Origin of the sequence: Celeribacter sp. PS-C1, assembly GCF_019429625.1 — a bacterium.
Taxonomy (GTDB): Bacteria; Pseudomonadota; Alphaproteobacteria; order Rhodobacterales; family Rhodobacteraceae; genus Celeribacter.
The window spans coordinates 225901-245744 of the sequence record NZ_JAHXRW010000003.1 but is presented as its reverse complement, the minus strand read 5'-3'; the positions used below and the strand labels follow the sequence as shown (position 1 = coordinate 245744).

Genomic DNA, 19844 nt, shown 5'->3' with positions numbered 1-19844 from the left:
AAATTTCTTGGGTGAGCCACATCCCTGTCGCTCTGGGGAGGTTATGGCATATTGTGATTCTTCGGCCAAGCGTCGGTTTTGTCGCAGAGCTTAAGAAAGGGTAAAATCGGCGGGTTTTTGCGCAAAATACCCTAACAGTTGCGATCAAAGGGAACGAATTCAATCCTTTGGAGTTCGCGCGTTCAAGCGCCGAAATGGAGCTGCTGTCTAAGGTCACATCCGCGTGTGTTTGCGCGGACCTAGATGGATTGTTTGTGTGGCGCGTTGCCGGAAGGGGTGGATTTTAAGGGGAAAAATCACGATTTACTCCCTTTTGCGGCAACTGTTGTGCTTTTGGCACAGGGCGGCCTCGCTGTGTTCTTCCCCCTGCCGAACTGTTTGGATCTCCTGTAGGATTTTCAAACTGCTTTCCAAATCTCCGTCTTAAGTTTCCCGAGGACTGATATGTTTTTTTCGCCGGTCACCCTTGCCGCATCAAGCGCCGACAAAATGACTTCTGCCGCCACGCAACGCAAAACACCTGTGTTGAAAGCCGGTTTGGTCGCCCTGAGTCTCGCGTTCACAAGCGCCCCTCTCGCGTTCCTGCCAGCTCCCGTCGCGGCTCAGCAGGTCAGCGCCTTTATGCAATCGGTGGCCGAAGCGGCGTCCTCGTCCAAAGTTCTGTCGGAGTTCTACCGGGCCAACGGCTATAAACCGGTCTTCGCCGATCAGAGCGCCAGCGCCAAAGCGCGTCGCCAGGCGCTTCTCCGTGCGGTGCAGGCGGCTCCGGCGAAAGGTCTCGCGCCCTATGACACGACTCTGCTGGAAGCCAACCTGCGCGCGATCAAATCCGACCGCGATCTGGGCCGCGCCGAAGTGGCTCTGGCGCAGCTGTTCCTCGACTACGCCCGCGACGTTCAGACTGGCCAGCTGATCCCGTCCCGCATTGACGCGGGCCTTGTGCGTCAGGTGCCGTATCGTGACGGTCTCGACGTGCTCACCAATTTCACCAAATCCAATCCGCAAGCCTATCTGCGCAAGTTGGAACCGGGCTCGCCGGAATATGCGCGGCTTTTGAAAGAAAAAGCCAAGCTCGAAGACCGGATCGCACAGGGCGGCTGGGGCCAGACGGTTCCAGGCGGCAAATATGAGCCGGGTGCGACCGGGAATGGCGTGATCATCTTGCGCAACCGTCTGATGGCGATGGGCTACCTGCCGCGCTCTGCTGCGACCGGCTATGACGCCAAGATGCAAAAGGCCGTGCAGCAGTTCCAGATGGACCACGGTTTGACCACGGACGGTGTCGCGGGACAGGCGACGATTGATGAGATCAACGTCAGCCCCGAGACGCGCATGGCGTCGGTTTTGGTCGCGCTCGAGCGCGAGCGCTGGATCAACATGCCTTTGGGCGAGCGTCACATCTGGGTCAACCTGACGGATTTCTCCGCCAAGATCGTCGATCATGGCCGCGTGACCTTCCAGACCCGCTCGGTGATCGGCCAAAATAGCAGCGACCGCCGCAGCCCGGAATTCTCCGACGAGATGGAGCATATGGTCATCAATCCGACCTGGAACGTGCCGCGCTCTATTGCCGTCAAAGAATATCTGCCGATGATGCAGAAGAACCCGAACGCCGCCGGTCACCTGCGTCTGGTCGACAGCCGCGGACGCGTGGTGAACCGCGCCAATGTGGATTTCTCGCAATACAATACCCGCAGCTTCCCGTTTAACCTCAAGCAACCGCCATCGAACAGCAACGCTTTGGGTCTCGTGAAGTTCATGTTCCCGAACAAATACAATATCTACCTGCATGACACGCCGTCGAAGAGCCTGTTTGGCCGCGAGGTGCGCGCCTTCTCGCATGGCTGTATCCGCCTGCAACAACCCTTTGATTTCGCCTATGCGCTGCTCGCGAAACAGACCTCCGATCCCGAGGGCTTTTTCCAGGCCAAGCTGCGTACTGGTGTAGAGACCCTTGTGCCGCTTGAGCAACATGTGCCGGTGCACCTGATCTACCGCACGGCCGTCACGCAGCCGAAAGGTGGCATGGAATACCGCCGTGACATTTATGGCCGCGATGCGAAGATCTGGGCAGCTTTGCAAGAAAGAGGCGTTCAGATCGGCGCTGTTGGCGGGTAACTGTCGGCGAGTAATCGCAAGCTCTGATCAAGAGTTTGAAACAGAGCTGAAATATCGAGGCGTTCGGAGGGCAACTTCGGACGCCTTTGCTTTTCAAAGCGGCTCAAAACACCTATGTCTTTGGCAAGATTGACGGAGACACCTTAATGCCCATCACCATTGCTGACCTTGCCGCCTCGTTGAACGCGCCTTTCGAGGGCGATGGGAAGCTTGTGGTTATCTCCGCGCGCGAGCCGCAGGACGCAGGCTCAGATGATCTCGCGCTGGCGATGGACCCGCGCTTTGCCGACAATATCGCCAAAGGCGCGGCTCAGGCGGCGGTTTTGTGGGAGGGCGCCGATTGGCAGGCTTTGGGTTTGAAGGCCGCCATTCTTGTCAAACGCGCTCGTCTCGCCATGGCGGGGATCACGGCGAGTTTCGATGCGGGGCTCGGAATTGAACCGGGTATCCATCCGACAGCCGTGATCCATGACAGTGCCGAGATCGGCGAGGGAGCGGCCATCGGTCCTTTGGTGGTGATCGGCAAAGGGGCCAAAATTGGCAAGAACGCCAAAGTCGCCCAGCATGTGTCGATTGGCGCTGGCGTCACCATCGGCGACGACGCCCTCATTCATCCTGGTGTCAAAATCGGTGCGCGCGCTACCATCGGGGACCGTCTGATCGCGCAACCCGGCGGGGTTGTGGGCGCGGATGGATTCTCTTTTGTGACCCAGCAAAAATCGGCGGTCGAGGAAGCCCGCGAAAGTCTCGGCGAGACGGTCGAGGCGGCAGGGCAGGAATGGCTTCGCATCGCTTCCATCGGCTCCGTGGTGATCGGCGATGACGTGGAACTCGGTGCCAATGTCACGATTGATCAGGGGACGATCCGCGCGACACGGATCGGCAACGGCACGAAACTCGACAATCAGGTCCATATTGGCCACAACGTTGTAGTCGGCAATCACTGTCTTTTGTGTGGCCAAGTCGGTGTCGCAGGCTCGACCGTGATCGGCGATTTTTGCGTCATGGGCGGGCAGGCGGGCGCTGCCGACAACCTGACCATTGGCGCTGGTGCGATCATCGGTGCGGGCACGGGCGTCTTGTCGAATGTCCCGAAAGGCAAGGCGATGATGGGCTATCCGGCTGTCGCGATGCAGACCCATGTCGAGATGTACAAGGCGCTGAGACGCCTGCCGCGCATGCTGTCCAAGCTCAAAGGCAAAGAGTGAGTGGCGTCCTTCGCAGCGTCACATCATACCAAACTGTCACAAAAACCTGTTTCCTAGGCAGGAAAATCGGATTAAGTCAGGCCACAAACCTGTATCGGAGGGGATCACATGTCGGATGTGAAAGAGAAAATCATCGAGATCATCGCGGAACAGGCCGTTCTGGACCCAAGCGATGTGGCGATGGATCAATCTCTCGAAGAGCTGGGCATCGATAGCCTCGGCCTCGTGGAAAGCATTTTCGCCATCGAGGAAACTTTCGACATCTCCGTGCCTTTCAACGCCAATGAGCCGGACCAGTCGGATTTCGACATCTCTTCCGTGTCCGCCATCGTCAAAGCGGTCGAAGCGCTGATCGCAGACCAGAAATCATGAAGCGCGTCGTCATCACCGGCGCGGGCACGGTCAACGCGCTTGGCCTTGATGTGCCTTCGACGCTTGCCGCGATGGCCGAGGGCAAGAACGGCATTTCCGAGTTGGAATTCCGCGACGTTGAACGCTTGGCGATCACCATTGGGGGACAGATCCACGACTGGAACGCCGAAGGCCGGTTCAACCGTCAGCAAATGGCGCTCTATGATCGCTTTACCCAGTTCACTCTGGCGGCCGCGCAACAAGCGATCGGGCAATCAGGCCTCGAGTTCGTCGGCGATTTGGCGCTGCGCTCCGGTGTGGTCTTGGGCACCTCCGGCGGTGGTCTGACGACACAGGACGACAATTACCGCATGGTTTACGAAGAGGGGAAGAACCGCGTTCACCCCTTTGTCGTGCCGAAACTGATGAACAACGCGGCGACCAGCCATGTGTCGATGGAATACAACCTCAAAGGTCCGTGTTTCACCGTGGCAACTGCCTGTGCCTCCTCGAACCACGCGATGGGGCAGGCCTTTAATATGATCCGTTCGGGCATGGCGACGGCGATGGTCACCGGCGGTTCTGAATCGATGCTGTGCTTTGGCGGTGTGAAAGCTTGGGAAGGCCTGCGCGTCATGTCGAAAGACGCCTGTCGCCCGTTCTCGATGAACCGCAATGGCATGGTTCAGGGCGAGGGCGCGGCTGTGTTCGTTTTCGAGGACTACGATCACGCCAAGGCACGAGGCGCCGAAATTCTGGCTGAAGTTATCGGCTTTGCCATGACCTCGGATGCCTCTGACATTGTGATGCCCTCGAAGCAGGGCGCAGCGCGGGCGATTTCCGGGGCAATTCATGACGCTCGGGTCAATGCCTCTGAGATCGGCTATATCAACGCGCATGGCACCGGCACGGCGGCCAATGACAAAACCGAATGCGCCGCCGTCGCGGACGCTTTGGGATCGCATGCCGACAACATCATGATCTCGTCCACCAAATCCATGCACGGCCACCTGATTGGCGGCACGGGGGCGGTCGAATTGCTGGCCTGTATCATGGCGTTGAAAGACGGCATTATCGCGCCGACGATCAATTACGAAGAGCCTGACCCGGAATGCGCCCTCGATGTCGTGCCGAACGAGGCGCGCGATGCTTCGGTCGATGTGGTGCTGTCCAACGCGTTCGCCTTTGGCGGGCTGAACGCCGTGCTGGCGCTACGAAAAGCGCCGTAAAGGCAAAGCGCAGTTGCTTTCGATAAATTACAAATAAAAACGCCGCATCGGAGAGATGCGGCGTTTGTCATCTTAGGAGAGGCGGAAGTTATTCTGCCGGAGCCTCTTCGCCTTCATCGGGAGCCGAGGGGCCTTCGCCGTTTTGCGCGGCTTCGTGCAGTTCGACAACCTTGTCGTAACCTGCAGTGAACCCGCTGAGCGAGAGCGTCAGACGGACAGGGTCATCGGTGCGGCCAAGAGGCACGATGCCGACCATGCCTTCAGCGCCTTTTTTCAAAAGATCAATGTCGGCGGTGTTCAGGCCAGCACGGACGAAACAGCCGACGCGGTTGCAGAATTGGAACGGGTAGCGGCGACCGTTTTCACCGTCGACAAACAGCGCCAGCTGCGCAGTCAGCAAAGTTTCGAGCGGCGTGGTAAAGGTGGCTGCAGCTTCGACTTCGTCGTTGCCGACATGGAACAGGGCGACTTCTGCGACGTCCGTGCCGTCTTGATCTTTCAGAAGCTGATAGAGGCTACAGGGATCGATCTGACCCTCAGGCGCGTTGATGCAACGCACTTCCCAATCGCCATGGGTCTCAAGCGTATAGGCGCGACCGACGTTACTGGTGGGCGCGATCGGGGTGCCTGCGGACAGCCCCGGGTCCTGAGCGGCAAGCGGCAAGGCGGCGCTCAGGGCCAGAACGGTTGCAGAGGCGAGGGTCGTGATCTTACGCGAGATGGAAAACATCATCTGTCCATATATTGTTGGTGTCTGTGCTCAATTCACCAACCGATCTATCACGGGGTTTCGGCTCTGTCAGGGGGGATGCAGGAATATTTTTGTGAGACCAAACCGCTCTTGGCAAAGGATGGCCGAAAGTCTTGGGGCGCTGATTTTTGCAGGTCGGAGGGTAATCCAAAATAACGAAAGCCCCGGCTGAACCGAGGCCTTCGTGGATCTCTTGGATCTCTCGAAAACTTGTGATTTCTCTAATTGTCTCCCTGCCGGACTTGGCCGACTTATTGCGACAACGGTATGACAGGATTTTTGGACCGTCAACGGGTATTTTAACCGCCAAATCCAACATATACGCCAGAAAAAAACAGGAAATGGGCTTTGTTGCGACAGTCCTGCACAAGCGCACCGTTCTTTGAATGTCGGGTCAAAAAATGACCGCGCCGGGAGTATCCCGGGCGGCCAGTCTGACAGGGAGGAAGTCAATCCGAACCGAAGAGGGGGTTCGGATAGCATTAGACTGGCACGAAGTGGTTAATTAAGTATTGTGGGCGCATACGGGATTGAATTTTCAGCATTTTGGCCGGGAATCATGTCCTGAAAGTATGAAGGTGGCGAGAGGGATGGCTAAGATGGACCGGATTTTCGTAGGCGGCGGCGGAGAGGCCTATGGCGAGGCGCAGGAGCTTTTGCTCAAATACGGCAACCGCCACGGTTTGATCGCGGGGGCGACGGGCACAGGCAAAACGGTCACGCTGCAAATTCTCGCCGAAGGCTTCGCAAATGCAGGCGTGCCGGTATTCCTGTCCGATGTCAAAGGCGACCTGTCGGGATTGGCGAAATCCGGGAGCGCAGAGTTTAAACTGCACGAGGCCTTCACGTCACGGGCCGAAACCATCGGCCTGGCGGATCGCTACACCTATGAGGCTTTTCCGGTCACCTTTTGGGATCTCTTCGGAGAACAGGGACATCCGATCCGCACCACGGTGGCGGAGATGGGGCCTCTGCTGATCTCGCGGCTTCTGGGGCTCTCTGAGGCGCAAGAGGGGGTAGTCAATGTCGCGTTCCGCGTGGCCGACGAACAAGGCCTGCCGCTCTTGGATCTCAAGGACCTTCAGGCGCTTCTGGTCTGGTGCGGTGAGAATGCCGATGATCTGACCCTGCGCTACGGCAATATCTCGAAATCCTCCATCGGCGCGATCCAGCGCGATCTTCTGGTGCTGGAAAATCAGGGCGGTGACAAGCTGTTCGGCGAACCGGCGCTGGAGCTGTCGGATATTATTCGCACCGACGTTGACGGTCGCGGCCGGGTGAACATCCTTGCCGCTGACACGTTGATGTCCTCGCCGGGGCTCTATGCGACCTTCCTTCTGTGGCTCTTGTCCGAATTGTTCGAAGAACTGCCGGAGATCGGAAATCCGGACAAACCGAAACTGGTGTTCTTTTTTGACGAGGCGCACCTCTTGTTCGACGACGCGCCGAAAGCGCTGGTCGATAAGGTCGAACAGGTTGCACGTCTCATTCGGTCGAAAGGCGTAGGCGTTTATTTTGTGACGCAAAACCCGGACGACATCCCCGAGGACATCCTTGGCCAGCTTGGGAACCGGGTGCAGCACGCGCTCCGTGCCTTCACCGCCCGGGATCAAAAGGCGCTGTCTCGCGCCGCAGAGACCTATCGCCCGAACCCGGCCTTCGAGGTGGAGACCGCGATCAAAGAGGTCGGCACCGGCGAGGCGGTGACCTCGTTTCTGGAGGACAAAGGCGTGCCCGGTATCTCCCAACGCACGCTGATCCGTCCGCCGTCCTCTCAGCTTGGCCCGATCACGTCGGAGGAGCGGGCAGGGGTCATCGCTGCCTCACCGATTGCCGGGAAATACGAGGCTGTTCTGGACCGCGAAAGCGCCTTTGAGATGCTGAAAGCCCGCGCCGAAGCCGCGGCCAAGGCAGCCGAGGAGCTTGAGGCGAAAGAGGAAGAGGTAGCGGGACGCGAGGCTCTCGAGCGCGAGTTTTCCAAGGCGCGGCGCTATGACGGTACGAATTACAGCCGCAGCAGCGCGCCGAAAACAACACCCCGCGCTCGTAAAAGCTCAGAGAAAACCATCACAGAGCAGCTTGGCAAAATGGTGATGAAGGAATTGACTGGCACCACGGGCAAACGCATCGTGCGCGGCATCTTGGGCGGGTTGTTCAAAGCGCGCTGAGGGGCGGTGTTGGAAGGCGCGGCAGATGCTCGCGCCTTCTGTTCAGGATCGGTCAGAGGCGGTTGAACAAGCTGGTCAGCCGCGCCGTCTCATCGGAGAGCCCATAAGGTGCGTTGATCACGAACATGCCAGAGCCGAACATCCCATGGCCTTTCTGCGCAGGTTTGAACCGGACTTCGTGATGCAGGCAGCCGGGGAAATTGGCGTAGAGCATGCCTTCGACCAGCGGCTGATGTGTGCCGTTTTTCAGGATCGGATACCAGAGCGCGATGATACCGACATTCCATTTGCGGTGCAGCTTGTAGATCTGGCTCGGCAGGGTCTCGAAATCCGATTTGATCTCATAGGAGGGGTCGATCAGCATCAGGCCGCGTTTGGGCTCCGGCGGGCAGATCGACTGGGCGAATTGGATGCCGTCCTGTTGTTTGAGATGCAGCCCTGCAAAGCTGGACGAGGCCTTGGTGTTCGCGGTCAGCTCTTCGAATTCGGTCGGGTGCAATTCCGCCAGATGCAACTGATCGGTGTCGCGCAAAAGCGCCTGCGCAATCGCCGGAGAGCCGGGGTAGATGTTTTTGCCATGGGCCTCGGCAATCGCTTTGAGCGCGCGGGCATAGGGGTGCGAGGGCTTGAACCAGCCATCGACCGCTTTGATCCCCTTTGTGGCCTCGCCGGTCTTTTGCGCCTGTGATCCTTCCAGATCGTAAAGCGCGCGCCCCGCATGGGTCTCGATATAAGAGATCGGCTTGTCCTTGCGGGTCATGTAATCGAGCATGACTGATAAAAGCGCATGTTTTTGCACATCGGCGAGGTTTCCGGCGTGGAAACCGTGTTGGTAGGACAGCATCAGAGGTCTCCCAGCGGGCGGATTTTGAGTTTCGTGATCCGGTTGTCTTTGCGCTCGACGACTTCGAACCGATAGCCGTGGAAGGAAAACACCTGACCCGGATTGGGGATGGTTTGCGCTTCGTGGATGACCAGTCCGGCCATGGTGTTCGCTTCTTCATCCGACAGGCTGCAATCGGTCCAGCGGTTGAAGTCACGGATCGTCATGCCGCCCTCGACCTCCCACTCGCCGGTTTCGCCGGATTGTTTCGGCGCGGCTTCGGAGCGGTCGAATTCGTCGGTGATCTCGCCCACGATCTCTTCGAGAATGTCTTCGAGCGTGATCAGGCCTTGCAGGGTGCCATATTCATCCACCACCAGCGCAAAATGCGTGTGGCGTTTCAGAAACTGCCGCATCTGGTCGTCGAGCGTGGTGGTTTCGGGCACGAAATAGGGTTTCATCGCCACGGCCATGACGTCGAAATCGTGGAAATCCACCATCATATGCGGTGCCTCATTCTCATGCGCGACCCGTTCGGCATGCATGCCGCGCAGCAGGTCCTTCGAGTGCAAGACGCCGACGATATTCTCCTGATCGCCACGGTAGAGCGGCAGACGGGTATAGGGGCTCTTGAGCGAGCGTTCGAGAATCTCAGAGGCGGGCAGGTCAACATCGACCATCTCGATTTGCGAGCGGTGCAACATGATCTCCTCGACCGTGCGGTCGCCCAGATCGAGCGCGCCCAACAAGCGGTCGCGGTCTTCTTTTTCCACGACGCCTTCGACATGGCCCAGAGCGATCGCGCCTGCGATCTCGTCGCGAACAGCCAAAACATCTGCTTCGGGGTCGGTTTGCACTCCGAAAAGCCGCAAAATCCCGCGAACCAAAAGCCGCACAAATCCCACGACCGGGGCAAAAACCGTCACCACGATGGAAATCGGTCCGGCGACACGCGAGGCGGCAGATTCTGGGTTGGTGATCGCGTAGGTTTTGGGCAGCACCTCGGCGAAGATCAGCACCAGCACGGTCATAATCAGCGTTGCCAAAGCCACGCCGTTCTGGCCGAACAATTTGGTGAACATCGCGGTCGCCAAAGAGGTCGCCAGAATGTTCACAAGGTTGTTGCCCAAGAGCACTGAGCCGATCAGCCGCTCACTGTCTTCGGTGACGCTCAACGCGCGCTCGGCGCCTTTTTCGCCCTTATCGGCCTGCGCCCGCAGTTTGCCGCGCGAGGCGGCGGTCAAAGCGGTCTCTGAGCCGGAGAAAAAGCCGGACATCACCAAAAGCGCCACGATGGCGGCGGCGGTGAACCAAAAGGCTGCGTCAAGGAGTGTGGGATCGGTCATGGTCTCTGTCATAGCGTGGTTATGGGCACGCGCAGGGGGCTGCGCAAGAGGGACAGCCGTAACAAGTGCCGTAAATCCATGAGGATGACGCTTTAATCGCCCGCCAGCGGGTGATGCGTCAGCACCAGTTCCTTCAGGCGCTCATCCAAAACATGGGTGTAAATCTCAGTGGTCGACAGGTCAGCGTGGCCCAAAAGCGTCTGGATCGCTCGCAAATCTGCGCCATGCGCCAAAAGATGCGTCGCAAAGGCATGGCGCAGCGTGTGGGGCGTCACCTTGGCGGGGCTGACGCCCGCGCGCACGGCGATGTCCTTGATCAACTGATAGAACCGAATGCGGGTGAAATGTCCGGTCTTGCCGCGCGAGGGGAACAGAAAGGTCGACGGCTTTTCGCCCTTTTCACGCTTGGCCAAATCCTCCGCCGCATCGCGGGTCTCAAGCCAGGTTTTGAGCGCAGCGCGCGCTGGATCCGACAGCGGCACCATGCGCTCCTTGCCGCCTTTGCCGAGGATCAACAGCATCCGCGGGTCGCCGCGCGTGGCCGAGACGGGCAGGGACACGAGTTCGGAGACCCGCATCCCGGTGGCATATAAAAGCTCCATCAGGCAAATGTTGCGCTGACGGTCGGCCTCGGTGCGCCCCACTTCCGTCACCGCCTCCAAAAGCCGGGACACTTCTTCTTCAGAGAGGGTTTTGGGGAGACGTTTTGCGCGACCGGGTCCCTTGATCTGGATTGCCGGATTGTCGTCCCGCCAGCCTTCCTCAAAGGCGAAACGGTAGAGTTGTTTGATCGACGACAGCCGCCGCGCGCGGGTGGATTGCGCCAGACCCTCGGCCTCGCAGGCGACCAGATAGGCCTCGATATTCGCGCGCTCCGCCGTGGCAAACTCTTTGCCGCGTCGGGACAGCCATTCGGAGAACCCCAAGAGATCACGCCCGTAAGACTCGCGCGTGTTCTCAGCCGCGCCCAATTCGGCCAGCTGCGCCTCCGCGAAACGCGAAATCCAGCCGTGATCACTCATCCGCGCCGCTCCAAAAGCAACAGCTCAAGGGCTGCGCGCCGCGCCGTGGCTTCAAGCCCGATGGCGCGGAAGAATTGGATCGCATCCGACAGCTCATCGAGATCGCCCGCCGCGCCGCCTTCGAGCAGCTCAATCGCGCGCAGGATCGCTTCGCCCAGGCGCTTTTCGCTCACCAGAGAGGACAGACGCACGGGAATGCCCGTTGCCCGGAATCCTTGCGCGATCGCGCGGGCCTGCGCCTCGCTTTGGCGCTGTGTCGGCAAATCTCCCACGGCAATCCCGTGCAGCAGCAGTTGATCCTTGCTAAGCGCCGGGCTCCATTTCAGAGCGATCCGCTCATATTCTGGCGACAAAAGCGCCACTTCAAAGGCGATCTCGGAGGCCTCGCCGGTAAGGGACAGGGTCGAGAGTGGCGTCGCGAACAGTTCTGCGAAAACCGTTTGCAACCCGGAGGCGCGCATCGCGTCCCACACGGTCGGAAGCGTGCGGGTGACGCCGTCGAGATCTTTTGCCAGCAGCGTTTTCTCAAACTCTTGCAGCGCGTCGATCCGATCCCAGATGCCGCCTGAGGCCGCCGGAAGATGTTCCGACCAAATGCCCAACCAGCGATTGGGCGACAGCGCGCCAACACGGGCTAGACGTTCGGCGGCGGTGGTGCGCGCCTTCCAGCCGGAGCTGGCGCGCAGGTCGCTTTGGGCAAAGGCCAGCGGCAGCGCGGTCGTCGGCAAGGGTTCTCCGATGGCTTCCATCAGCCGAAAGGTCAAAGGCGTTGGGTGATCCGGCGCGGGCAAAGGCGGCTCGCCCTCGAATATCTCGGGATCGAGAAACCGCGCCAACAATTCGCCCTGGTTTTCGCGAATGAGGCCAAGCGCCTCGCCGGTCTCCAAGGTGAGTGCGGCCGCGTCCCAGTCGCCACTGCGCGCTAGGCAAAAAATCCGCGCTTGCAACGTCGGAGACAGTCCCGGCGTGTGGGTCAACCGCGCGCAGGCCTCGTCCTCGGTGCCGAGCAGGAGTTTGGTGTCGAAAGAGCGGCGGAAAATTTCCGGCGTGTTGAGGCCGGCCAACGTCATCAAAGAATCCGCCTCATCTAGCAGGCCCTGCGACAAAAGCGCGTCGATCCGCGCGAGAAACAGCCGTCCGTCCCGATCCGAAAGCACCGGCGGGTCCAGTTCAGCCAGAACGAGTGTGTTCAACAGTCGCCGCGAGGCGGGTAAAAGGTCGGGCCGCGACGAGATCGTCCTGATCCGCCGCGCGATGTCGGTGGCGGTCGAGGCGCCCCAAAGTCCACGCGGAAGGCCGGTCACTGAACTGGGCAACAGCCCGGCTTGATCCGGGTCAGGCGCATCCAGTGGCAGGACGCTGACATCTTCGGGCAGCGCGCTCTCGGCAATGTCGCTTGGTGCTGGCAGGGCTGCGGGTCGGGGGGCGTCCAAAGTGTCAGAAAGCCAATCGATCGCGGAAAGCGGCCGATCCTCTCCGCCTGTTTGTGCCGCAACAGATGTTCCAACGAGGGTCACAGCCAAGGCCATCGGCGCACAACAGGTGAAAAGTCGGGAAAGACTTTGGCGTGTGCTCACTTCAGCTCGATCTCCGTGGGCACGACCTGCTCGGTGCGCTCGGGCGACAAATCGCCGACATAGGCGAAGCCGATAAAGCCAATGAGGCCCAGCAAAATAAGGATGGCCAAAAGGCGAAAGAGAAATTTACGCAAGGTCGACTGCCTCCAATCGCGCCCATTATGGGCGGTTTTATTCCCGATCTTCCCCGAAGTTTTCCTCCGGCCCGGGTTTCTTTGGTTTTATATATGGCATTTTTCGCGAGATCACGCCATTGAGAGAACGAAAATTTGATAGGCGGGATTTTGCCGTGCCTTTGGTCGAAGTCCTGAGCAGATCCAGAGGCAAAGGCTGTTGCGCAGAGGGCCGAGGCAGGGTAGGCGAAGGCCATGGCAGACGCGGGATCGCAGAAGAGGCAGGAGGGGCCGGGGCATTGAAGAAAACCGTTGCACTGGTCGGTATGATGGGCGCGGGGAAAACCGCCGTGGGCAAGGCTTTGGCCGCACGTCTTGGCGTGCCATTTCTGGATTCGGACGCAGAAATCGAGAAAGCCGCCGATCGCACCATCGCGGAGATTTTTGCCGAGCATGGCGAAGCGTTTTTCCGCAGCCGTGAGACCGAGGTGATCGGGCGTTTGCTGGAAAGCCACCGCGCGATCCTGTCGACCGGCGGCGGTGCGTTTCTCTCTCAGGTCAACCGAGACATGATCGCCGAGAAAGGTGTGGCGGTTTGGCTCAAGGCCGATCTCGACCTGTTGTGGAACCGCGTGAAACACAAAAGCACCCGCCCGCTTTTGCGCACCGAGAACCCCTATGAGACGCTGAAAGAGCTGGTCGCGGCGCGCGAGCCGTTCTACGCGCAGGCGGGCATTGTCGTCGAGGCGGAGCCGAAGCTCTCGATCGAGGGCATGGCGGATAAGGTTGTCGAAGCGCTCAAGGCGCACGGCGGCATTTTGGAGGACACCCAATGAGCTATCAAACCGTTCACGTGCCTTTGGGGGATCGCGCCTATGATGTGCGGATTGGTGAGGGGCTTGTGGACGAAGCAGGTGCCCATATCGCGCCGCTTCTGGGCAAAAAGAAAAAGGTCTTCGTGCTGACCGATGAAACCGTCGCCGGGCTGCATCTCGACGCCTTGCGCGCTGGTCTCTCGGCGTCTGGCATCGACATGGTGGCACTCGCCTTGCCCGCCGGCGAAAGCACCAAAGCCTGGCCGCAATTCACCCGCGCGGTCGAATGGCTTTTGGAGGAGAAATGCGAGCGCCGCGACATCGTTGTTGCGTTCGGTGGCGGTGTGATCGGCGATTTGGCGGGCTTTGCAGCCTCCGTGCTGCGCCGCGGCGTTCGGTTTGTGCAAATTCCGACGACGCTTTTGGCGCAGGTCGACAGTTCGGTCGGCGGCAAGACCGGCATCAACGCACCGCAGGGCAAGAACCTGATCGGCGCCTTTCATCAACCTTCTCTGGTGCTTGCCGATATTTCCATACTCGGCACGCTGACGGCGCGTGATTTCCTTGCCGGTTACGGCGAGGTGCAGAAATACGGGCTTTTGGGCGACGAGGCATTCTTTGAATGGCTTGAAGTCAATGGACCCGCGCTGGCCGCTGGAGATATGGCGCTGCGTGCCGAGGCCGTGCGGCGCTCGGTGCAGATGAAGGCCGATATCGTAGAGCGCGACGAGACGGAGCAGGGCGACCGTGCGCTTCTGAATCTCGGCCACACGTTCTGTCATGTGCTGGAATCTGCGACCGGCTATTCCGACCGCCTCTTGCATGGCGAGGGCGTGGCCATTGGCTGTGCTTTGGCGTTTGAATTGTCGGCGCGTCTGGGGCTTTGTTCGCAAGAGGCTCCGAGCCGGGTACGCGAACACCTCAAGGCCATGGGCATGAAATGCGATCTCTCTGATATCGACGGTGATTTGCCTTCCGCCGAGGCGCTGGTCGATCTGATGGCGCAGGACAAGAAAGTCGTCGACGGGCAGTTGCGGTTCATCTTGGCCCGCGGCATCGGTTCGGCATTCGTCACGGCAGATGTGCCGCACGAGGCTGTGGTGCAATTGCTGAAAGATGCGCTCTAAGCGCCTGCGTCTGGCGCCGCAGGACCTTCTCTCTTGAAAGAGGCCGGGCGAAACCGCGTGATGATCGCGATGTCGCCCTTATATGATCTTTCGGGCCTGATCTTTTCAAACGGCTGGATGTGGTGAGGTTTAGCCGCGGACGACCAGAAGGTCGCAGCGCGGATCACGGATCTGCGCTTCGGTAAATCCACCCAGCAGGCTCGGCGACAGAGGCATCCGCCCATGGGCGCCAAGCGCAAAGAGATCGGCATCGCTTTCGGTCAGGGACGCCGTGTAGACATCATTGACACTGGCGGGGGAGATGTCGGGTTTCGGCAGGCCTTCGGGAATGTCAGCTTCTGCCCACCAGGTGTCGAGATGAATCTGGGCTTCTTTCACAAACGGCGCGAGATGTTTTTCGCTCGCATCGCGCGCGATCATGCCGCGATAGGGCACATGAACCGCATGGAAGGTGTTCACAGCGGCCTCGGGTGCAAGCGCCATCGCCGTGCGGCCAGCGGCGAGACAGGACGGCGACAGATCAATGCCACAAAGAACGGATTGATAGGGCCCCGTCACCGGATCGCGGACCAAAAGCACAGGTTTGTTCAATGCCCGCACCAGACGTTCCATCGTGGTGCCGGCGAACATGTCCCAGAACGGTCGCGGACGATGCACGCCCAGAACCACCAGATCGGCGTCGATCGTCTCCGCCATCTCTGTGATGGTGCGCACGGCTTCGCCGCTTTCTACCGTAATTTCGGTCTCTTCAGGGGCATTGGCAGAGTTCAGCACCGCCTGCATCGTTTCTGTCGCCGTTTCCCTCATCTGAGCAACGACAGGTGCCGGAAGATCATCGTCGATCACATGCATGAGAACGATCTTCGCCCCATGTTGGCCCGCCAGTTGCACGGCGCGCTCCACGGCACGGTCCGAGCGCGATGACAGGTCGCTGGTCACGAGAATACGTTTGATCATGATGGTCCTCCGCAAAGATATTAAGAATGTTCCTGCACTGTTGCAGGTTCACCTGTCTAAGATATGCATTTCAAGAAGATTTTCGAGAGAAGTGTGGCGGAGTGTCACAGGGCGCTGCGCGAAGTAGAAAAACCTCCAGCGACAGCGGGCCGCTAGATCGCGCGCTGCGCTTCGTCCAAAACGAAAAATGCCCCGCTAAGCAGGGCATTTTTAAATCAATTTTGCCTGGCATCCATTTGGATTAGAACGGAATTTCGTCATCGTCCAAGGATGGGCGCGAACCGCCGCCGGAGCCGCCTTGCGAACCGCCACCGTAACCGCCGTCATCATAACCGCCCGACGGGCCTTGGTCATAACCACCGCCGTAGCCGCCGCCACCGCCTTGGCCGCCGCCGTAGCCGCCGCCTTCACCACCGCCGGAGCGACCGTCGAGCATCACCATGGTCGAAGTGTAGGGGCGCAGAACGACTTCGGTCGAATAGCGATCATTGCCTTGCTGATCCTGCCATTTACGGGTTTCGAGTTGGCCCTCGAGATAGACCTTGGACCCTTTGCGCAGATATTGCTCTGCGGTACGGGCGAGAGGTTCGGAGAAGATCGCCACCGTATGCCACTGTGTGCGGTCGCGGCGCTCGCCGGTGTTGCGGTCTTTCCAGCTCTCGGAGGTGGCAATCCGCAGGTTGCAGACCTTGCCGCCGTTCTGGAACGTGCGCACTTCGGGGTCGGCGCCCAGATTGCCCACGAGGATGACTTTGTTCACGGACCCGGCCATGCGATTTACTCCCTGAGATTCTTCAACTTGAGCGCACCTTACACCAAACCATCGGGCGAGAGGAAAGGCCAAAAACCGCCTGCGACATGCATGGGCTTTGAAACTTCGCATTTTGCCGGTATGTTGCGCGCGTAGGACAGTGGTGATTGGATTTGCATATGCGTGCAAGGCTTGGGGTTCCGGCGATGAAATGTCGGGAGAGCGGTGTTCGTTTCGGATTTTTGGTATCGGGCGTGATTGCGGGGCTTTTGAGCGCTGCGGTTTTGACCCCGTCAGGGGCCGGGGCAGAGGATATTTTCTCGACCCGCAACCGCATGGCGATTTTTGACTCGCAGCTTTCCGTGCTCGATGGCCGTGCTGCCGATCAATATTCCAACTCCGTGACTTATCAACCCGAACGTTTCGGTGGCGATACCGGCACCGCGCGCTACTCAGGTGCCTATAAAGGGCAATGGCTGCCCGTGGCCGAGAAAATGGCCAGTAAGCATGGCATTCCCTCCGATCTCTTCTTGCGTCTTGTGCAGCAGGAAAGCGGTTGGAACCCGACTGCGCGCAGCCCCAAAGGCGCCACCGGTCTGGCGCAACTCATGCCCGACACCGCGCGGCTATTGGGCGTGAACATCAACGATCCGCATCAGAACCTCGAAGGTGGCGCACGCTATTTGCGTATGATGTACAATCGTTTCGGCAACTGGCGTCTGGCGCTTGCGGCCTATAACGCGGGGCCTCTGGCGGTGGAAAAATACGACGGTATCCCGCCCTACAAAGAGACGATGAATTACGTCCGGATCATCTACGGATCGTAAACCCTCACGGGTCTTTTCGGAACTTTCTCGCGGCTTGATGGTTGTCCTTCCAATGCATCGCGACGCTGACAACGCGTCGCCGATTTGAAAGGATAAGACCATGATTAACTCTGCGAAGATTAACTCTGCGAAACGTACCGCTCTGTTTTCCTTGCTGGCCTCCGCGTCCTTGGCTGCCACGCCGCTGATGGCCGAGCAGCTCGACATCTCTTCCGTGGAAGTCGAAGCCAATCTCGAAGCCGTCGACGCCAATGCGCTTGATCGCTGGCCTGATATTGCCGAGGACCTGACGCTGATGATTTCCGCCGGTCTGAACGATCAGATGGACGCGAATGGCGACTATGACGTGCGTGTGGATGTGACAGAGATTTCCAACATGGGCGCGACCTTCCTCAGCGATGAGGGCGAGTTCAATACGCTCGAAGGCTGGGTCTATATTGACGGACCGGACTCGGATGAGGCGCTGAAGAAAATGCACGTGATGCTGAAGGCTGAAGAGCTGGATGGCGTGACGGCGATCAACGCCACGATGGTCCCGCCGGATCGTGCCGCTTTCTATGACGCGCTCGTTATGGGCTTTGCCACGCAGGTGGTGAGCGAAGTCTCGGAACTTGAGCCCCAATGGCTTGAACCGGATCAGGCCGAAGACAATTCGTAAGAGACAGAAGGCGGGGTCTTTCCCCGCCTTTTTCTTGTCTCTGATTTATCCTGAGCGCCTGAAATCTCTGGGTGAGACGCCAGTGTGTTTGTGAAATGCCCGACTGAAATAGGCCGCCGACTGAAATCCCAGTTTTTCGGCGATCTGTTTGATCGGCAGGTCGGTCTCGCGGAGCATCCTCCGTGCCTCGTAATGCACCCTGTCGGTCAGAATGGCCGAGGCGGACCGCCCGCAGGCAATGTTGCAGGCCCGCGTCAAATGCGTCGGGCTGACACCAAGTTGAGTGGCGAAATGCGCCACCGTGCGTCCGTCGCGCAGTTCGTTTTCGACCAGCGCGGTGTAGGCGGCGGCCAGTCGGCGCGATGCGTCTGGCGTCAGGTCATATTCCGGCATGATCGACATTTGCCGCTCCAACCAGACCGCAATCATCCCTGCCTGAAGCGCCATAGCGCGGTCGCGCCCCGGGCGATCGCCGTCGATTTCGCGCTGAAGTCCCTCGATGAGACCGGTGATTTCGTTCTGCTGTATCACCTCGCGAAACCGCATGTGCAGCGGCTCGTCGGGCAGGGCCAGCGTCGGATCGTCCGGCAGGTGAACGGCAAAGCCCATGACCTGGCCCACGGGCTCAAAGCCATACATGGTGCGGGTGGGCAGGTAGACTAGATTGTGCGGCCCAAAACCTCGTGTAACGCCCGAGACGGTGATCCGGCCTTGTCCACGGGTGAACCACAAAAGCGTCGGAGTGCGGTGGCTGCGCATCGCCTCGGTGCGCCATTTGTTTTCTGCAGACAGCGTGCCAGTGCCGCGCCCCAGAGTGGTTACGCGATAGGCGCTTTGTTCGGGGATGTCTGGAATGCTGGCCACACGGCGCTGGCGCGGTTTTGCGGCCTGCTTTGAGGCTTTGGCTGGCTCCGATGCGCTCTGTGCGGGTTTCCCCATTTCTCCCAATGGCAGGGTTTGGAAAATTCTAAGGGGTTTGGACTCGGACATAGCAACATATCTTGTTCGGTTTGTACAATTCCAACCGAGACTAGCTACGGATTGCATTGAGTCAAAGAAAACATTTATTTTCAAATGGATATGAGGATATTGTCACGCTTCCGCAAGGAATGCTCAGGGCAGCGATATCTTGTGGTAGGCTTTCATGCGCGCTCTAAACCAAGTGCGTTGCCGCTTGGCATATTGCCGTGTCGCGATGGTGGCGGCCTCTTTTGCCTCGTCAAGCGACAGTTCGCCTTTTAAATGAGCGATCAATTCCGGCGCACCGATGGCCTTGGAAGAGGGCGCGGCGGGGTCCCAGTTGGCCAAATTGGCCTCTGCTTCTTCTAGAGCACCTTTTTCGATCATGATCTCGAATCGCCGCGCGATCCGGTCGTTGAGCCACTCTTTGTGGGCATCAAGTAGCACAGGAAAGGTCTTCGACAGTGGCAAAAGCGGCGGCGGTGTGTCGGCCTGCCACGCGGCCAGACCCCGACCTGTGGCGCGCATGACTTCCCAAGCGCGTTGCACCCGCATCGGGTTCAACCGGTCGATCTTTTGCGCTGTTTCAGGATCCTCGGCATCGAGATCGGCCAAAAGTCCGGCATGACCACCTTCAATCGCGCGCCTTTGGTCGGCTTCTGCACGCAGCTCTGCAGGCGTTTCGGGGATTTCCACCAGCCCTTCGGTCAGCGCGGTGAAATAAAGTCCTGTGCCACCCACAATGATTGGTCGATCCGCCCCTGTGAGATAGGGCGTCACATCGCGCAGCCAATGCCCGACGGAGTAGGTCTCCGATCCCGGCACGTGGCCGTAGAGCGCATGAAGTGCCCGAGATTCATCCACACAGGACGGGCGGGCCGTCAAAACCCGCCAATTGTCAAAGACTTGCAACGCATCGGCATTGATGATCACACCGCCCTGAAGTTCCGCAATCTCAAGTGCGAGGGCGGATTTTCCGGAGGCGGTGGGGCCCGCGATCAACACGGGCTCATCGGGTGCTATGTCAAAGGGCAAGGCCATGA

At 59.3% G+C, this 19844-nt stretch carries 19 protein-coding genes; 9 read left to right on the top strand and 10 right to left on the bottom strand.

The features are described from left to right. Positions 1-489 precede the first annotated feature (489 nt). From J5Y17_RS06035 to J5Y17_RS06020, 4 genes are all read left to right on the top strand, one after another. A complete protein-coding gene (locus J5Y17_RS06035; RefSeq protein WP_219784485.1) occupies positions 490-2118 on the top strand; it encodes a murein L,D-transpeptidase in 1629 nt (542 codons plus the stop codon). A gap of 146 nt (positions 2119-2264) precedes the next feature. Then, positions 2265-3326 carry a UDP-3-O-(3-hydroxymyristoyl)glucosamine N-acyltransferase gene (gene lpxD / locus J5Y17_RS06030; RefSeq protein WP_219784326.1) on the top strand — a complete coding sequence of 354 codons (1062 nt, stop codon included), beginning with the start codon at positions 2265-2267 and terminating at the stop codon, positions 3324-3326. A 108-nt stretch (positions 3327-3434) separates the two neighbouring features. Next, positions 3435-3698 carry an acyl carrier protein gene (locus tag J5Y17_RS06025; RefSeq protein ID WP_167602966.1) on the top strand — a complete coding sequence of 88 codons (264 nt, stop codon included), beginning with the start codon at positions 3435-3437 and terminating at the stop codon, positions 3696-3698. Beyond that, positions 3695-4906, top strand: coding sequence for a beta-ketoacyl synthase (locus J5Y17_RS06020; RefSeq protein ID WP_219784325.1), 1212 nt, complete (start codon positions 3695-3697; stop codon positions 4904-4906). Before J5Y17_RS06025 ends, J5Y17_RS06020 begins: the two co-directional genes overlap by 4 nt. A gap of 88 nt (positions 4907-4994) precedes the next feature. Here the strand turns inward: J5Y17_RS06020 and J5Y17_RS06015 are convergent, their stop codons facing one another. Continuing rightward, positions 4995-5636: an invasion associated locus B family protein gene (locus J5Y17_RS06015; RefSeq protein ID WP_255571905.1), complete on the bottom strand. Its 642-nt coding sequence runs from the start codon at positions 5634-5636 to the stop codon at positions 4995-4997. 620 nt (positions 5637-6256) lie between these two features. Between J5Y17_RS06015 and J5Y17_RS06010 the strand changes: the two genes are divergently transcribed. Then, positions 6257-7825: a helicase HerA-like domain-containing protein gene (locus J5Y17_RS06010; protein ID WP_219784483.1), complete on the top strand. Its 1569-nt coding sequence runs from the start codon at positions 6257-6259 to the stop codon at positions 7823-7825. Positions 7826-7877: 52 nt separating this feature from the next. Here the strand turns inward: J5Y17_RS06010 and rlmJ are convergent, their stop codons facing one another. From rlmJ to J5Y17_RS05985, 5 genes are all read right to left on the bottom strand, one after another. Beyond that, on the bottom strand, positions 7878-8669 hold the full coding sequence (gene rlmJ, locus J5Y17_RS06005) for a 23S rRNA (adenine(2030)-N(6))-methyltransferase RlmJ (protein WP_219784324.1): 792 nt from the start codon (positions 8667-8669) through the stop codon (positions 7878-7880). Beyond that, on the bottom strand, positions 8669-9994 hold the full coding sequence (locus J5Y17_RS06000; protein ID WP_255571904.1) for an HlyC/CorC family transporter: 1326 nt from the start codon (positions 9992-9994) through the stop codon (positions 8669-8671). The genes rlmJ and J5Y17_RS06000 overlap by 1 nt, the downstream gene beginning before the upstream one ends. Positions 9995-10086: 92 nt before the next feature. Next, complete coding sequence (locus J5Y17_RS05995) at positions 10087-11016, bottom strand: site-specific tyrosine recombinase XerD (RefSeq protein WP_219784322.1); 930 nt, start codon at positions 11014-11016, stop codon at positions 10087-10089. Next, a complete protein-coding gene (locus tag J5Y17_RS05990; RefSeq protein WP_219784321.1) occupies positions 11013-12533 on the bottom strand; it encodes a hypothetical protein in 1521 nt (506 codons plus the stop codon). Before J5Y17_RS05990 ends, J5Y17_RS05995 begins: the two co-directional genes overlap by 4 nt. A 56-nt stretch (positions 12534-12589) precedes the next feature. Continuing rightward, the gene (locus J5Y17_RS05985) at positions 12590-12727 is read right to left on the bottom strand and encodes a hypothetical protein (RefSeq protein WP_219784320.1); all 138 of its coding nucleotides are present in this window, start codon (positions 12725-12727) and stop codon (positions 12590-12592) included. 278 nt (positions 12728-13005) lie between these two features. Between J5Y17_RS05985 and J5Y17_RS05980 the strand changes: the two genes are divergently transcribed. Further along, entirely contained in the window at positions 13006-13542 is a 537-nt protein-coding gene (locus J5Y17_RS05980) for a shikimate kinase (protein ID WP_255571903.1), read from the top strand. Beyond that, a complete protein-coding gene (gene aroB / locus J5Y17_RS05975) occupies positions 13539-14648 on the top strand; it encodes a 3-dehydroquinate synthase (RefSeq protein ID WP_219784319.1) in 1110 nt (369 codons plus the stop codon). Before J5Y17_RS05980 ends, aroB begins: the two co-directional genes overlap by 4 nt. Before the next feature lie 129 nt (positions 14649-14777). On the opposite strand, the gene J5Y17_RS05970 is transcribed toward aroB, so the two are convergent. Beyond that, positions 14778-15605, bottom strand: a complete 828-nt coding sequence (locus J5Y17_RS05970) for a universal stress protein (protein WP_219784318.1) — start codon at positions 15603-15605, stop codon at positions 14778-14780. 241 nt (positions 15606-15846) lie between these two features. Continuing rightward, positions 15847-16377, bottom strand: a complete 531-nt coding sequence (gene ssb, locus J5Y17_RS05965; protein ID WP_219784317.1) for a single-stranded DNA-binding protein — start codon at positions 16375-16377, stop codon at positions 15847-15849. A 185-nt stretch (positions 16378-16562) separates the two neighbouring features. Between ssb and J5Y17_RS05960 the strand changes: the two genes are divergently transcribed. Together J5Y17_RS05960 and J5Y17_RS05955 are read left to right on the top strand one after the other, a co-directional pair. Next, positions 16563-17183: a lytic transglycosylase domain-containing protein gene (locus J5Y17_RS05960; protein ID WP_219784481.1), complete on the top strand. Its 621-nt coding sequence runs from the start codon at positions 16563-16565 to the stop codon at positions 17181-17183. Positions 17184-17283: 100 nt separating this feature from the next. Continuing rightward, positions 17284-17841, top strand: a complete 558-nt coding sequence (locus J5Y17_RS05955) for a hypothetical protein (RefSeq protein WP_219784316.1) — start codon at positions 17284-17286, stop codon at positions 17839-17841. A gap of 45 nt (positions 17842-17886) precedes the next feature. Here J5Y17_RS05955 and J5Y17_RS05950 read toward each other — a convergent pair whose 3' ends face one another. Together J5Y17_RS05950 and miaA are read right to left on the bottom strand one after the other, a co-directional pair. Next, the gene (locus J5Y17_RS05950; RefSeq protein ID WP_219784315.1) at positions 17887-18831 is read right to left on the bottom strand and encodes an AraC family transcriptional regulator; all 945 of its coding nucleotides are present in this window, start codon (positions 18829-18831) and stop codon (positions 17887-17889) included. 123 nt (positions 18832-18954) lie between these two features. Then, the gene (gene miaA, locus J5Y17_RS05945) at positions 18955-19842 is read right to left on the bottom strand and encodes a tRNA (adenosine(37)-N6)-dimethylallyltransferase MiaA (RefSeq protein ID WP_219784314.1); all 888 of its coding nucleotides are present in this window, start codon (positions 19840-19842) and stop codon (positions 18955-18957) included. Positions 19843-19844 lie beyond the last annotated feature (2 nt).